The sequence below is a fragment of the Hydrogenobaculum sp. 3684 genome, from assembly GCF_000213785.1.
In the GTDB taxonomy this organism is placed as follows: domain Bacteria; phylum Aquificota; class Aquificia; order Aquificales; family Aquificaceae; genus Hydrogenobaculum.
Genome location: NC_015557.1, coordinates 1,110,169 through 1,125,400, shown reverse-complemented (window position 1 = coordinate 1,125,400; position 15,232 = coordinate 1,110,169). Strand labels below are relative to the sequence as shown.

Below are 15,232 nucleotides of genomic sequence, written 5' to 3'. Positions count from 1 at the left end.
TTAGTTTTGTGATTTTGTTTAGTACATTTTTTTTCAATAGAGTTATAATATTTGTCTACAATGTTTGGAGGTAAGCTAATGCAAGAAAAAGACTCTTGCGGTGTTGGTTTTATTTGCGATGTAAACGGTAAAAAATCCAATAAGATTGTAAAATATGGTATTGAAGCTGTCAAGAATCTAACTCATAGAGGAGCAGTTGGTGCTGATGGTAAAACCGGAGACGGTGCTGGCATACTAATACAAATACCTCATAAATTTTTTCAAAAAGAGATAGATAGGCTTGGTTTTGAGATATCTTCTGTAGAAAACCTTGGAGTAGGTGTTTTATTTTTGAAAAACAACGATACATCAAAAGTAGAAGACATAGCCAAAAAAATGGGCTTTAAACTTATAGGTTTTAGAGATGTACCCATAGATAAATCTGCCCTTGGTAAAAGTGCCCTTGAGACGATGCCTGTTATAAAACAAATGCTTCTTGATTTGGAAGGCATAGAACACAAAGAGCTTGCTTTGTATTTTCTTCGTAAAAGCCTAAAAAAAGAGCTTAAAATATACATACCTTCTTTGTCTTCTAAGACGATAGTTTATAAAGGCATGTTTGTGGCTTATCAGATAGATCATTTTTACAAAGATTTAGAAGATGAAGATATAGAATCTTCCATATGCCTATTTCATCAAAGGTATTCTACAAACACGTTTCCAAACTGGAATCTGGCGCAACCTTTTAGATATTTAGCCCACAATGGTGAGATAAACACAATAAACGGCAATAGAAACTGGATGATGGCTATTCAATCTGAGCTTTACCATAAGCTTTTAGAAGACAACATAAAACTTATAAAACCTATAGTAGAGTATGATGAAAGCGATTCTGCTTCTTTGGATAAAGTTTTTGAGCTTTTAGTGTTAACAGAGTACCCAGTAGAACATGCTATAAATATGCTAATACCACCTGCTTGGGAAAACGACGATACACTAAAAGACGATATAAGGGCATTTTTTGAATACAAATCCTTACTTATGAAACCTTGGGATGGACCAGCTGCCATCGTATTTACCGATGGTGTAAAAGTGGGTGCTCACTTAGATAGAAACGGGCTAAGACCTTCAAGATACATAATCACAAAAGACAACATAGTAATACTTGGTTCTGAAGTGGGCATGGTAAATATAGACCCTTCTGATATAAAAGAAAGCTCAAGACTTTCTCCAGGTGATACTATCCTTATAGATACTTCCACTAAAAGCCTAAAAACCACCCAAGAAATACTAGAAGATATATCAAAGAAAAACCCTTATAAAAAATGGATAGAAGAAAATCTTCTAAGGCTTGAGGATATTATAAAAGATAGAACGTTAGAAGATGAGCATGTAGACAAAGATACGCTTACACGCTTACAGGCTTATTTTGGCTATACAACAGAAGAGCTTAAAAATCAAATAGACTATATGGCAAAAGAAGGTAAGGAATATACATTTTCAATGGGAGATGATACACCACTACCTCCTTTAAACGAAAAGCCAGTACTCCTATTTAGATACTTTAAACAAAGATTTGCTCAAGTTACAAACCCTCCTATAGATTCTATAAGAGAACGCTTTGTTATGAGCTTGAAAATGAACCTAGGGCATAAGAGAAACTTTCTTGTAGAAACTCCTCAGCATGCTAAAAGATTTCAAATAGATTCTCCGGTGCTTTTGCCATATCACATAAAAGCTATAGAAAATCAGAAGAATTTTAAAGTAAAACGTATATCTTTATGCTATCCAAAGCATAGAAGCGATAACATACAGGCCCTTCAGGATTTAAAAGGTTTTGAAAGGGTTTCAGATATATTGATGGACGCTGTTTATGAAGGTATACCTATTGTAGATTTGAAGATAGGCTTAGAAGTGCTTACTCATTTAGTAGAGCAAGCTGTAAAAGAAGGTGCAGATATAATAATTCTTTCTGATAAAGGTGTTGATGAAAAGAACGTAGCTATACCAAGCCTTTTGGGGGTTAGTGCCTCCGTAAGACATCTTGCTAAGCTTGGCTTATCGCAGAAGGTAAGCTTTATCGTAGAAACTGGAGAAGTAAGAGATACACATTCTCTTGCATGTCTTATAGGATACGGAGCATCTGCGGTTTATCCATATCTTCTTTATGAAACCTTATATCACACTTATCCTGAAAACTACGAGCGTGTGTTGAAAAATTATAAAAAAGCCCTTGAAGATGGTATTCTCAAGATAATGGCTAAAATGGGTATAGCAACGCTCAACTCTTACCAAGGGGCTGAGATATTTGACTCCGTATGTCTTAACAAGGATTTTGTGGATGAATATTTTACTGGTACTCCCGTTACGTTAGAAGCGGATGGTATAGAGCAAATAGAAGAATCTATTATAAAAAGACATGATTTTGCTTTTAACAGCGAAAAACCAACCCTTGATTATGGGGGTGATTTGAAGTTTAGAAAAGGCGGTGTTTACCACGCTTGGTCTCCTCATGTGGTAAGAGCTCTTCATAAGTATTTGGAAACCCTTGATTATAAAGATTATCTTGAGTTTTCTAAGATTGCCAACGAAGAGCATCCAACGTTTATACATCATCTTTTGGATTATAAAAAAGCTAAAAGCCCAATACCTATAGAAGAGGTAGAACCCGAAGAAGAGATACTAAAGCGTTTTGTGACAGGTGCTATGTCTTTGGGAGCGCTTTCTCCAGAAGCTCATGAAGTACTTGCAATGGCTACCAATATGCTTGGTATGAAATCAAACAGCGGTGAAGGTGGAGAAGACCCAGAAAGGTATTTTACCGAGAAAAACAGCGCTATAAAACAAGTGGCTTCAGGTAGATTTGGTGTGACCCCTACTTATCTTGCTTCTGCCACCGATATAGAGATAAAAATAGCACAAGGGGCAAAACCCGGTGAAGGTGGTCAACTTCCTGGTAAAAAGGTAAGTCCCTACATAGCTAAGATAAGATATGCCCAAGAAGGGATAACCCTCATATCACCACCACCTCATCACGATATATACTCTATAGAGGATTTGGCACAGCTTATAAACGATCTTAAAAAAGCAAATCCAAAGGCTCGTATATCTGTGAAGCTTGTTAGTGAATCTGGCATTGGCACCATTGCCTCTGGTGTTGCAAAAGCTTATGCTGATATCGTACAAGTGAGTGGTACCGAAGGAGGTACTGGAGCATCTCCTCTTAGCTCTATAAAAAATGCTGGTAACTATTGGGAAATAGGTCTTTACGATACCGTAAAAACCCTTATGGAAAACGCTTTAAGGGATAGGGTTAGCGTAAGGGTAGATGGTGGTTTTAGAACTGGTAAGGATGTGATAATAGGTGCTATTTTAGGTGCAGAAGAGTTTGGTTTTGGTACCGCTGCCATGATAGCAGAAGGCTGTGTGATGGCCCGTCAATGCCACTTAAACACATGCCCTACAGGTGTGGCTACCCAAGATGCAAAGCTAAGAGCTAAGTTTAGTGGCACCAAAGAAGGAGTGGCTGCTTATTTTAAGGCTTTGGCTAGGGAAGTAAGAGAGATACTCTCATCTATGGGATACAAAAGTCTAAACGATATAATAGGTCGTCTTGAGCTTTTAGAACCAAGACCGTCCAGACTAAAGCTTGATGTATTCACAAAAGGCTATCCAAAAGATGCTCCAAGGTTTAGGACCTTTGAAAGAAACGACAACCCTGAAAAAACTTTAAACGATTTTATAGCCGAAGAATTAGAAGAGTTTATTAAAAGCCAAACACCTGTTGAAAGGCATTACAAAATCACAAACATAGATAGAAGTGTGGGGGCTACCATAAGTTATTATACGGCTATTTATCATAAAGATAAGGGCTTGCCATCAAACACGTTGAACCTTTATTTTGAAGGCGTTGCAGGCCAAAGTTTTGGAGCTTTTAACCACAAAGGTATAAACTTATTTTTAAAAGGTATGGCAAACGATTATGTAGGAAAGGGAATGCACGGGGGTATTATATCTATAAGACCTTTTTATTATGCTGATAAGCCTTTTGTCTTGGCTGGAAACACTATATTATATGGTGCCACCGGTGGTGAGCTTTACATAGCTGGGTCTGTGGGTGAACGTTTTGCCGTTAGAAACAGTGGTGCAAAAGCGGTGGTAGAAGGAGTGGGTCATCATGCACTTGAGTATATGACAGGCGGTGTTGTTGTAAATATAGGGAATTTTGGCTACAACGTAGGTGCTGGTATGACTGGTGGTATAGCCTATTTCTACGACAAAGAAGGGGTTTTGGAAAAGCATATAAACACATCTTACGTGCTGGTGCAAGATATAACCGAAGAAGATATAGAGCTTATAAGGTCTATGCTTGAATCCCATGTAAAATATACAGATAGCCCTAAAGCTAAAGAGATGTTAGAAAATGGGTTTGAGGCTTTTAAAAAGATTATGCCGATAGAGCTTTGTGTAAGATCTGAGAGTTCAGACGAATGTGTCCAGAAGGTATAAACCTAAATCAAAAGCTTGAAATTAAAATAGGTTTAAACCTATTTTTTGTACTAAGTCAAAATGTTGAGCTTCTACAAGATACTGCAACAGATTTAGAGCAAGAGCTTAAAGTAGAAGAGAAGCTAAATCCTTTTTTAAAACTAAAAGTACTAAAACCGCCGAAAAAGTTTTTTATAAACAAAGAAGACTACACCCAAAATATAGCTTACTCTTACTCTTACAAGGAGCATCTTATAAAGGCTATAAATGAAGAGCTAGAGGATATAGAAAAAGAGATAGCCAAAGAAATAGTATATTCTCTAGATAGCAGTGGTTTTATATCTCTTGAGACGTTAGAGGATATAAAAAATCATTTTGGCGTAGATTGGGATGTCGTAGATGATGCCAGAGCTTTTGTGATGGAGATAGAGCCCATAGGGCACGGTTCTTTAAATCCTTTTGAGTACATGGAACTTCAGATAAGGACTTATTACAAAGACAAGAAAGAGTATATAAAATATTTAAAAGATTTAGAAGAAAGAAAAAAAATACCTAAAGAGGCTATGGAGTTTTTCTCAAGTCTCAAAAAAACACCCATTCAGATAGATAAAACAAACCTTTTACCCTCTAAAGTGGATATCGTAATAGAGATAGATCAAGGGGAGATTTTATACGATATATTTGATAACTATGTAGATATTTCTCAAGAAAATATAGAAGAGAGCTTAGAGGACAAAGAGCTTGAAAGATATTTAAAACAAAGGGCTAGAAGGTTTGTAGAAGCCATAAACTTAAGAAGGAAGTTTCTAAAAGAGCTTACAAAGATTGTTGTAGAAAGACAACAAGACTTCTTTTTAAAAGATAAGCCTCTTAAAAGCTTGATGCTAAAAGATGTGGCAAATGAGTTTGGTATTTCTATATCCACTGTTTCAAGGCTTGTAAATTCAAAGTATGTAAAAACGCCAAAAGGGGTATTTAAGCTAAGATCTTTTTTTGTGAGAGAGAGCGTATCCTCAAAAAGTCAAGAGGAGATATTAAACATGATAAAAAAACTCATTCAAAACGAAGAAACTGTATATACCGATAAAGATATAGAAGAGATCTTAAGAAATTACGGTATAAATATATCAAGGCGCACTGTGGCAAAGTATAGGGCAAAACTTGGTATTGGAAGTTCGAGGAAAAGATGAAAGATATTTTGGAAAAGTTTTATGGGCTTTTAAAAGAAAAACATATAAATAGCTTTTTAGTAACCTACAAACCAAACGTTTTATATCTATCTAAGTTTAAATCCTCAAACGCTTATGTGCTTTGTTTGGAAGGCGAATTTTTCTTTTTTACAGACTCAAGGTATATAGAAGGGGCAAAAGAAAAGATAAAACATATGGAAGTGATAAATATAGAGGGAAATTTTTTAGAGTTTATCTCAAAGTTTTTAAAAACCAAAAACATAGATTCTATACACATAGATAAAACAGTTTCTTACTCTTTTTACGAAGAGCTTTCAAAATATATAAACTTATCTTTTGAAAAAGACCCTACTTTTTTCCTTAGAAAAGTAAAATCAAAAGAAGAAATAAACATAATGAAAGAAGGTGTAGCAAAATCAGATGCTGTTTATAAAAGGCTTCTTGATTTTGTAAAACCTGGTATGAATGAAAAAGATGTAAAAGATTTTGTTGTATGTGAGTTTTTAAAAGAAAAAGCCCAAAAAGAGAGTTTTGATACAATAGTGGCTACTGGCAAAAATTCAGCTGTGCCTCATCATGAGACTTCTTTTGATGTTATAGAAAAGGATAAACCTCTTCTAGTGGATATGGGGCTTATATGGGGCCATTATGCCACTGATTTTACAAGGACCTTTCACGTAGGAAAGCCCTCAGATGAGTTTTTAAAAGTTTATAACATCGTAAAAGATGCTCACCTTTTTGCCATAGAAAAAGCTAAATCTGGTAATATTCTAAAAGATGTGGATTTAGCAGCAAGGGATTATATAGCATCAAAAGGATATGGAGATTATTTCACACATTCTACTGGACATGGAGTTGGCCTTGAAATACATGAAGAGCCAAGAGTTTATAAGACATCTGAGGATATCATAGAAGATGGATATGTATTTACTATAGAACCAGGCATATACTTGCCAAACCACTTTGGTGTAAGGCTTGAAAATATAGTTTATATAGAAAAAGGATATCCAAATGTTATGTCTTCCATAAGCCTTGATTTGGTGGTTTTATGATTTATATTTTAAAATCTTGAAAACTAATATATATAATATACTTATGGAGAAAGTTTACATTTACGATACGACGCTAAGAGATGGCTCACAGTCGGAAGGGGTGAACTTTAGCTTAGAAGATAAACTACTTATTACAAAACATTTAGATGATTTTGGTATAGATTATATAGAAGCTGGCTGGCCTGGTTCAAATCCAAAAGATACATTTTACTTTGAAAAGATTAAACATGTATCTTTAAAACATGCCAAGATAGTGGCTTTTGGTTCTACAAGAAAAAAAGCTCTAACAGCCTCTTCAGATCCTCAAGTGTTATCGCTTTTAAAAGCTCAAACACCAGCTATTACCATATTTGGTAAATCTTGGGATTATCATGTACTAGATGCTATAAACACCACCTTAGAAGAAAATCTAAATATGATATACGATACCATATCTTTTTTAAAAAAAGAAGGAAGAGAAGTTATATTTGATGCGGAGCATTTTTTTGATGGTTTTAAATCAAATAAGGATTATGCTTTAAAAACGATAGAGGTAGCTTTTGATGCAGGGGCTGATTGGGTGGTGCTTTGCGATACCAACGGCGGTACGCTTCCTTTTGAAATGATAGAAATATTTAAAGAGGTGTTTGATAGGTTTAAAAATGCAAACATAGGCATACATGCTCACAACGATGCAGAGTGTGCGGTGGCTAACTCTCTTATAGCTATAAAGATGGGCTGTAGACAAGTGCATGGGACTATAAACGGCATAGGTGAAAGAACAGGCAATGCAAACCTTTGCTCTATAATACCAGCGCTTTCTTTAAAGATGGGATTTCAAACTGTACCAGAGGAATCTTTGAGAAATCTCACAGAGCTTGCAAGGTTTGTTTCAGAGGTATCAAATGTGCCTCTTCCAAAAAATATGCCTTATGTGGGAGCGAGCGCTTTTGCCCATAAAGCTGGTGTGCATGCTTCAGCGGTGAGCAAAAAAACTGATATGTATGAACATATAAGGCCAGAGCTTGTGGGAAACGTAAGGAAAATAACCATCTCCGATATGGCTGGTAGAAGTAACATACTTTATAAACTAAAAGAGTTTGGTCTCAGTGTAGATGAAAACTCTCCAGATGTTATAAAGCTTGTGGAGCATATTAAAAACCTTGAAAAAGAAGGATATGTGTTTGAAGCGGCCGATGCATCTTTAGAACTTCTTCTTAAAAAGCATTTTGGTATTGCAAAAGATTATTTTGAGTTAGATTTTTATAAAGTGGAAGTTTTTAGTAAAAATCACGAGGAGCTCTCAGAAGCTACAGTTAGGATAAAAATAGGAGATACTTACCAACATACCGCAGCTTTAGGAAATGGCCCTGTAAACGCATTGGACAACGCCCTTAGAAAAGCTTTGATAGATATCTATCCGAACCTTGAGTCTTTAGAGCTTATAGATTATAAGGTTAGAATAGTAAATGAAACCGAAGGGACCTCTGCAAAAGTTAGGGTGCTTATAGAGTCCACTGATGGAATCAGAACTTGGGGTACTGTGGGTGTCTCTTACAACGTTATAGATGCCTCTTGGAAGGCCCTAGTGGACAGTGTTAGTTTTAAGCTTTTAAAAGATGAAGAAGAAAATTTATAGTTTTTTAACAAAAGCGTATTATATTTAAGATTTATTAAAATTGGAGGTTTTGGCTATGGCAATGCGTAAAGGAGCCGATGTTGTTATTGAGACGCTTTTAAAAGAAGGCGTTGATGTTATATTTGGTATACCTGGCGGTGCAAATATGGAAATATACGATGCTTTATATAGAATAAATAAAATAAAACACATATTGGCAAGACATGAGCAAGGTGCTGGACATATGGCAGAAGGATATGCCAAAGCATCTGGAAAAGTAGGTGTGGCTTTAGCTACATCAGGCCCCGGTGCTACAAACCTAATTACTGCTATAGCAGATGCTTATATGGATTCTGTGCCAGTGGTATTTTTAACGGGCCAAGTACCTACGTTTTTGATAGGAAACGATGCTTTTCAAGAGGTAGATATAGTAGGGATGACAAGGCCTGTGACAAAGCATAACTTTTTGGTGAAAAGAGTAGAAGATTTACCCCTTATCATAAGACAGGCTTTTTATATAGCAAGAACCGGAAGGCCTGGGCCTGTTTTGGTGGATATTCCAAAAGATATTACCCAAACCATGACAGACGTAGAGATACCCTCTGATGAAGAAGTTATAAACTCTTTACCGGGTTATAAGCCTCACATAGAAGGAAATCCTCAGCAAATAAAAAGAGCAGCTCAGCTCATATTAGAAGCCAAAAGACCTGTGCTTTACGTAGGTGGTGGTGCGGTAGCAGCAGAAGCGAATGCAGAAATTACAGAACTTGCGGAGCTTATGAAAATCCCAGTGACCACTACAAATATGGGTAAAGGAGCTTTTGATGAAAGGCATCCACTTTCTTTAAGGATGCTAGGTATGCACGGTACATACTATGCTAACATGGCAGTTTACCACTCAGACCTTCTTATTGCTGTAGGCTCTCGCTTCGATGATAGGGTCACTGGTAAAGTGGATGAGTTTGCTCCTTTTGCCAAGATAATACACATAGATATAGACCCAGCCTCTATATCGAAGAACATTACTGTGGATGTACCTATAGTAGGTGATATAAGAAGCGTATTGGTAAGACTTATAGAGGAGATCAAAAACAAAAATTCTAAGATAGTGCACGAAGATGAAAGAAAAGCATGGCTTGAACAAATAGATGCTTGGAAAAAAGCTTACCCATTGTCTTACAAGCCTTCTGATAAGGTTATAAAACCTCAGTTTCTCATAGAAACTATATACGATGTGACCGAGGGAAACGCTATAATTGCTACAGGGGTAGGACAGCATCAAATGTGGAGCGCTATGTTTTATAAGTATTCTTTCCCAAGGCAGTTTATAAACTCTGGTGGACTTGGTACAATGGGCTTTGGTTTGCCAGCGGGTATAGGTGCAAAAATTGCAAGGCCAGATAAAGATGTTTTTATAATAGATGGAGATGGTTCATTTTTGATGACGATGCAAGAACTTATAACTGCAGCTCACTACAACATACCTATAAAGGTAATAATATTGAATAACGCTTATTACGGTATGGTTCGCCAATGGCAAGAACTTTTTTACAACAAAAGATACTCTGAAGTTGATTTGTCTTTCCAGCCAGATTTTGTAAAACTCGCAGAAGCCTGCGGTGCTATAGGCATGAGAACTGACAACCCGAAAGAGCTAAAAGATATACTCTTAAAAGCCAAAAACGTAAACGATAAACCTGTGTTGGTGGAAGTGATAGTAGACAGAGAAGAAAACTGCTTACCTATGGTACCTGCTGGAAAAAGCTATAAGGATATGCTACTTTCCGATGGCAAGAATGTAGAAGCTGAAACAATGTATTTAGTAGGATAGAGGAGAAGAAATGGAGGCAATAAACGGAAGACCTAAAAGAGAGATCAAAAAGGGCGAGACCAGAAAGCACATCATAAGCATATTAGTAAACAACGAATTTGGGGTTTTGGCCCGCATAGCAACTTTGATTGCTGGTAAAGGCTACAACATAGAAAGTCTCAGCGTAGGCGATACCTCAGAAGCAAACCTATCACGTATAACGATAGAGGTAAAAGGTGATGATATAGTTATAGACCAGATGATAAAACAGTTAAGAAGGTTGATAGATACGGTAAAGGTAAGGGATTTGACAGATGTACCGAGGGTTGAGAGGGAGCTTATGCTTATAAAGTTGCATGCTCCTTCTCATAAAGAAAGAGATGAGATACTTAGAATAGCCCAGATTTTTAGAGGTAAGGTGGTGGATATTTCTCAAAACAGTATAATGATAGAGCTAACAGGAGATAGTGAAAAGATAAAAGCTTTTTTAAACTTAGTAAGACCTTTTGGCATAAAGGAGATGGCCACCACTGGAAAGATCACGTTAAAAAGGGAGTCCGTTTTAGAAGAAATGCAAGACTAAAGCCGAATATATTATAATGTTATACATGTTAGTTACTAAATTAAAAAGAGAGTCTATTGTAAATAGGGATTTTTCAACATTTGGCTATAAGTTTTCTTTAGAAAGTGAAGATGAGTTTGTTCAAAACGATGCTGCTGTTATTCTTAGTTCTCTTATAGAGTTTGATTTTAGAAAGTTAACCCACGGATTTAGCACTTTCATAGATGTAGGGATAGATGTTGATTTTATATACAACGATTTCCTTCCACGCGTTGAGAAAGACATGAAGCTTGTTTGCATTCTTGACTATAAAAAACTCTCTTTTTCTTATACGTTAAGCTATATAGAAGATGTCTTTGAAAAATTAAGCGTAGAGAATATAAGCATATGTGTTTTCAATTTTAACCCTGGGGAATCAGAAATATCTGATAATATTTTGAAAAGAATATCTTTCATAATGGTGCCAGTATCGTTAAATCCAGAGGTTTATGCTCCTTATGTAAACATGGGTATTAGCCTCATATGTAAAGATATCAACTCTATGGAGGAAATGGACATAGCTTTAAAGAATGAACTGTTTTCCTACTATATGGGTTATTATATAGAATCTCCTAAAAAATTAAATATAAACAGGATTGAAAAACCATCTTCTATGATAACGGAGCTCTTTATAAAGTTAAGAACACCAGAAGATATAAAGGAGGCTATAGATATAATAAAAAGATCACCAGAGCTTACTTTTAGCATATTGAAATTTATAAACTCCGCTTTTTTTGCAATACCTTCAAAGGTCTCATCTGTGGAGGCAGCCGTGACCCTTCTTGGATTTAACAATTTAAAGAAATGGGTAAACTTGATATTTTTATCTTCTTCAGTGCCAAATCCAGCTAAAAATATATACGTGGAAAAAGCCGTAGCTAGGGCCTATTTTATGGAGAAAGTTTGTAAACTTATAGATAGCACAAAAGCACTCACAGCTTACATGGTGGGTATCTTATCTTTCATGGATGTGCTTTTGGGAAAAAGCTTTCAAGAGATATTTGAAGATATACCGGTTTCTCCGGATGTGGCAGAAGCCCTTATAGAAGGGAAGAATATGTTTGCAGAGCTTCTTGATTTGGTAAGAGCTTTTGAGTTTCAAGACAAAGAGAAGATAGATTTTTATGTGTCAAAATACAATCTAAATAAAGATAGGGTTGAAAGAATTTACTTAGAAGCCCTTTACGAGTACGATAGATTTATAGAAGCTATACGCTAATGAAAAATGATATTTTCCTTAAAAGCCTAAAAAAAGAACCTATAGAAAGATATCCGGTTTGGCTGATGCGTCAAGCGGGCAGATATTTACCAGAGTATAGAGCCATAAGGCAAAAGTATAAAAGTTTTTTGGATTTTTGTAAAAATGTAGAAGATGCCGCTGTTGTATCCCTTCAGCCGGTGGATATACTGAGTGTGGATGCTGTAATCATGTTCTCAGATATCCTTGTATTGTTAGAACCAATGGGTATAAAAGTGTCCTTTGAGGCTGGGGAAGGTCCAAAGTTAGAGCACGATTTTGATTTTAAAAGCCTAAAATCAAAGGATATAGCAAAGGATTTGGGTTATGTTTTTGAGCTTTTAAAAGTATTAAAAGAAAAATCCCCAGTGCCTGTGATAGGTTTTTGTGGAGCGCCTTTTACGTTGGCCTCTTATGTGATAGAAAAAGAAAGCTCAAGGGATTTTACCAAAACAAAGGTATTTATGTATGAAAACCAAAAAGATTTTCATATCTTGATGGAAAAGTTATCTGAAGCTCTTGTAGAGTATATAGATAATCAAATCAAATCTGGGGCTGATGTAATCCAAATCTTTGATTCTTGGAGTATGAGTTTATCGAGATTTGCCTACAAAGAATACGTTCATAAGTACAATGCTTTTATCATAAAATCTATAAAACAAAAACATCCAAACACCCCTATCATATACTTTTTTAGAGGTTCTTCTTCTCATATAGAGGATGCTGTTGATTTAGGTGCTGAGGCTTTGAGCGTGGATTGGAGTGTTTGCATAAACGATGTTTGTAAACGCTATCCGGATTTGGTTTTCCAAGGCAATTTAGAACCTCAGATACTTTTGTTAGACAAAGACAATATAAGAAAACATGTGGAAGAATTTGTGATGTGCATACCAAGGGATACTGCTTTTGTGGTAAATCTAGGGCATGGTATAACCCCAGATGTATCTAAAGATAATGTAAAATATTTTGTAGAATGTGTGAAGGAGGTGTCTTATGGGAAAAGAAATCTCTCTAAAAACGGCTAAAGCTTATTTGTCTGGAGAAGGTAATAAAGCTATTATAGTCCTTCATGAATGGTGGGGACTTGTGCCACATATAAAAGACATAACAGATAGGTTTGCCAAAGAAGGTTTTATGGTGGTAGCCCCAGACCTTTACGATGGTAAAACCGCCGATAACCCAAACGATGCGGGAGCTCTCATGCAACATCTATTTTCAGATTTATCAAAAGCAGAAGAGATAATAAAAGAAACGATAGATTATTTAAAATCTCAAGGAGCTAAAAAGATAGGTATAACAGGTTTTTGTTGTGGTGGGACTTTGACATGGTATTTTGGAAAATACGCCGATGCCTTGGTACCTTTTTATGCTCTTTATCAACTTGCTCCCATTGATTTTTCTTCTATAAAAGCACCTGTTTTAGCTATACATGCTGAGAAAGATGAGTTTGTGCCACTTTCTGATGTAGAAAAAGCCAAAGAAGAGTGTAAGAAGCATGGTATAAACGCTGAGTTTATCGTATATCCAGGTGTAAATCACGCTTTTCTAAACGATACAAGGCCAGAGGTTTACAACGAAAAAGCTGCAAAAGACGCCTGGGAAAAGGCTGTGAACTTTTTCAAAAAACATCTTAGCTGATGGGCTTTTTAGAAGAGATAGTAGAGTATAAAAAGAAAAGCTTAAACAAGTCCTATAGTTATTTTGATGAGCTTTTGGGCAGGATAAAAGAGGCAAAGCCCGCCTTGTCTTTAAAAGAGAGTATACTATCATCAAAAGTCATGAAAACCCCTATCATAGCCGAGATAAAACAAGCATCCCCTTCTATGGGTCATATAAAAAATGTTGATATAAAAGATCAAGCTTACATATATCAAGAAGCTGGGGCTTGCGCTATATCGGTCCTTACAGAAGAGAAATTTTTCAATGGAAAACTTAGTTTTCTTGAAGATGTAAAAAGCGTTGTAAATATACCTGTTATGAGAAAAGATTTTATAATAGATCCTCTTCAAGTATATGAGGCAAGAGCTTATAAAGCGGATGCTATACTTCTTATAGCAAGGATTTTAGACAAATATCAGATTGAAGATATATCTTATGAGGCAAAAAAGCTTGGTTTAGAGATATTGATGGAAATTTTTGAAGAGCATGAGATAGAAAAGGTAAAAGAGTTTGAGATAATTGGCGTAAACAACAGAGATTTGGATACTCTTGATATAGATATCAACAAAAGCAAAGAGATGCTTCCTATTTTAAAAGATTATACAAAAGCTGTTTTGATAGCAGAAAGCGGGATATCTTCAAAAGAAGATATTGAGTTTTTAAAAGGATATGACGGATTTTTGGTGGGTACATCCATTATGAAAGAAGATGATCCAGCCAAAAAACTGAAGGAGCTTGTATGGTAAAAAGAGTGCTTATATTTTTAGGTGTTATATTTGTCTTTTCGCTTGTTTTTGCGCTTTTAAATAGAAGATCCCCAAATATAGCCATAATAAGAGTAAAAGGTGTTATATTAAACCCGCTTCCTATAGAAAAAGAGATAGAAAAAGCCCAGAAAGATCCCAATATAAAAGCCCTCGTGCTAAGAGTAGATAGCCCTGGTGGAGCTGTGGGAGCAGCTCAGGAAATCTATAGAGCTTTACAGATATTTAGAGCTCATAAAAAGCCCATTGTAGTTTCAATGGGTAGCTTGGCAGCCTCTGGTGGGTATTACATATCTGCTCCTGCAAACTACATATACGCAAACCCAGGCACGCTTACAGCCAGCATAGGTGTTATAATAGATTATCTAAACTACAAAGACCTACTTAAAAAAATAGGTATAGAACAAGGTGATATTAAAACTGGAAAATACAAAGACATCTTGGTGCCATGGAAGAAGCTTTCCAAAGACGATAAAGCGTACCTTCAGTATCTTATAGACAACACCTATCAGCAATTTATAGATGCAATATTGGCCTATAGGTCCAACAAAATCTCAAAACAAGAGCTTTTATCCATAGCAGATGGTAGAGTTCTAACGGGTGTTCAGGCAAAAGAAGTGGGTCTTGTAGATGGTATAGGAAACTTAGAAGATGCTATAAAAAAAGCAGCAGAGCTTGCCCATATAAAACATCCGGTGGTAGTGTTTTATAAAAAGAAAAAACCTTTCTTGAAAGAGCTTATGGAAAGCTCCTTTGGCGGGGCTTTGGACAAGTTCGAGCTTATGTCACCGATCCACACCATGTATATGTTTCAAGGCTTTTGATATAATATATAATTTAAGGAGGTGAAAAACG

At 36.0% G+C, this 15,232-nt stretch carries 11 protein-coding genes; all 11 read left to right on the top strand.

The window, feature by feature from the left end; translation table 11 throughout:
• Positions 1-78: 78 nt before the first annotated feature.
• From gltB to sppA, 11 genes are read left to right on the top strand one after another with little or no spacing between them, the layout of a single operon-like run.
• Entirely contained in the window at positions 79-4,488 is a 4,410-nt protein-coding gene (gltB, locus tag HYD3684_RS06060; RefSeq protein WP_015419792.1) for a glutamate synthase large subunit, read from the top strand.
• Positions 4,470-5,657 carry an RNA polymerase sigma 54 subunit RpoN/SigL gene (locus HYD3684_RS06055; protein ID WP_015419791.1) on the top strand — a complete coding sequence of 396 codons (1,188 nt, stop codon included), beginning with the start codon at positions 4,470-4,472 and terminating at the stop codon, positions 5,655-5,657. The genes gltB and HYD3684_RS06055 overlap by 19 nt, the downstream gene beginning before the upstream one ends.
• Positions 5,654-6,709, top strand: a complete 1,056-nt coding sequence (locus tag HYD3684_RS06050) for an aminopeptidase P family protein (protein WP_015419790.1) — start codon at positions 5,654-5,656, stop codon at positions 6,707-6,709. Before HYD3684_RS06055 ends, HYD3684_RS06050 begins: the two co-directional genes overlap by 4 nt.
• Before the next feature lie 43 nt (positions 6,710-6,752).
• Positions 6,753-8,327 carry a citramalate synthase gene (gene cimA / locus HYD3684_RS06045; RefSeq protein ID WP_015419789.1) on the top strand — a complete coding sequence of 525 codons (1,575 nt, stop codon included), beginning with the start codon at positions 6,753-6,755 and terminating at the stop codon, positions 8,325-8,327.
• Between the two features lie 55 nt (positions 8,328-8,382).
• On the top strand, positions 8,383-10,137 hold the full coding sequence (ilvB, locus tag HYD3684_RS06040; RefSeq protein WP_015419788.1) for a biosynthetic-type acetolactate synthase large subunit: 1,755 nt from the start codon (positions 8,383-8,385) through the stop codon (positions 10,135-10,137).
• Between the two features lie 10 nt (positions 10,138-10,147).
• Positions 10,148-10,699, top strand: a complete 552-nt coding sequence (gene ilvN / locus HYD3684_RS06035) for an acetolactate synthase small subunit (RefSeq protein WP_015419787.1) — start codon at positions 10,148-10,150, stop codon at positions 10,697-10,699.
• Between the two features lie 25 nt (positions 10,700-10,724).
• A complete protein-coding gene (locus tag HYD3684_RS06030; RefSeq protein WP_237698588.1) occupies positions 10,725-11,936 on the top strand; it encodes an HDOD domain-containing protein in 1,212 nt (403 codons plus the stop codon).
• Positions 11,936-12,979 (top strand): uroporphyrinogen decarboxylase, encoded by a 1,044-nt coding sequence (gene hemE, locus HYD3684_RS06025; protein WP_015419785.1) that lies wholly within the window; start codon positions 11,936-11,938, stop codon positions 12,977-12,979. The genes HYD3684_RS06030 and hemE overlap by 1 nt, the downstream gene beginning before the upstream one ends.
• Entirely contained in the window at positions 12,948-13,592 is a 645-nt protein-coding gene (locus HYD3684_RS06020) for a dienelactone hydrolase family protein (protein WP_015419784.1), read from the top strand. Before hemE ends, HYD3684_RS06020 begins: the two co-directional genes overlap by 32 nt.
• The gene (locus HYD3684_RS06015; RefSeq protein ID WP_015419783.1) at positions 13,592-14,359 is read left to right on the top strand and encodes an indole-3-glycerol phosphate synthase TrpC; all 768 of its coding nucleotides are present in this window, start codon (positions 13,592-13,594) and stop codon (positions 14,357-14,359) included. The genes HYD3684_RS06020 and HYD3684_RS06015 overlap by 1 nt, the downstream gene beginning before the upstream one ends.
• Positions 14,353-15,201 (top strand): signal peptide peptidase SppA, encoded by an 849-nt coding sequence (gene sppA, locus HYD3684_RS06010; RefSeq protein ID WP_015419782.1) that lies wholly within the window; start codon positions 14,353-14,355, stop codon positions 15,199-15,201. The genes HYD3684_RS06015 and sppA overlap by 7 nt, the downstream gene beginning before the upstream one ends.
• Positions 15,202-15,232 lie beyond the last annotated feature (31 nt).

Bases quoted from the DNA above. Each gene is read 5' to 3' on its own strand.
- HYD3684_RS06015 (WP_015419783.1), top strand. From the start codon at position 13,592: ATGGGCTTTTTAGAAGAGATAGTAGAGTATAAAAAGAAAAGCTTAAAC.
- ilvB (WP_015419788.1), top strand. From the start codon at position 8,383: ATGGCAATGCGTAAAGGAGCCGATGTTGTTATTGAGACGCTTTTAAAA.
- ilvN (WP_015419787.1), top strand. From the start codon at position 10,148: ATGGAGGCAATAAACGGAAGACCTAAAAGAGAGATCAAAAAGGGCGAG.
- HYD3684_RS06055 (WP_015419791.1), top strand. From the start codon at position 4,470: ATGTGTCCAGAAGGTATAAACCTAAATCAAAAGCTTGAAATTAAAATA.
- sppA (WP_015419782.1), top strand. From the start codon at position 14,353: ATGGTAAAAAGAGTGCTTATATTTTTAGGTGTTATATTTGTCTTTTCG.
- hemE (WP_015419785.1), top strand. From the start codon at position 11,936: ATGAAAAATGATATTTTCCTTAAAAGCCTAAAAAAAGAACCTATAGAA.
- gltB (WP_015419792.1), top strand. From the start codon at position 79: ATGCAAGAAAAAGACTCTTGCGGTGTTGGTTTTATTTGCGATGTAAAC.
- HYD3684_RS06050 (WP_015419790.1), top strand. From the start codon at position 5,654: ATGAAAGATATTTTGGAAAAGTTTTATGGGCTTTTAAAAGAAAAACAT.
- cimA (WP_015419789.1), top strand. From the start codon at position 6,753: ATGGAGAAAGTTTACATTTACGATACGACGCTAAGAGATGGCTCACAG.
- HYD3684_RS06020 (WP_015419784.1), top strand. From the start codon at position 12,948: ATGGGAAAAGAAATCTCTCTAAAAACGGCTAAAGCTTATTTGTCTGGA.
- HYD3684_RS06030 (WP_237698588.1), top strand. From the start codon at position 10,725: ATGTTAGTTACTAAATTAAAAAGAGAGTCTATTGTAAATAGGGATTTT.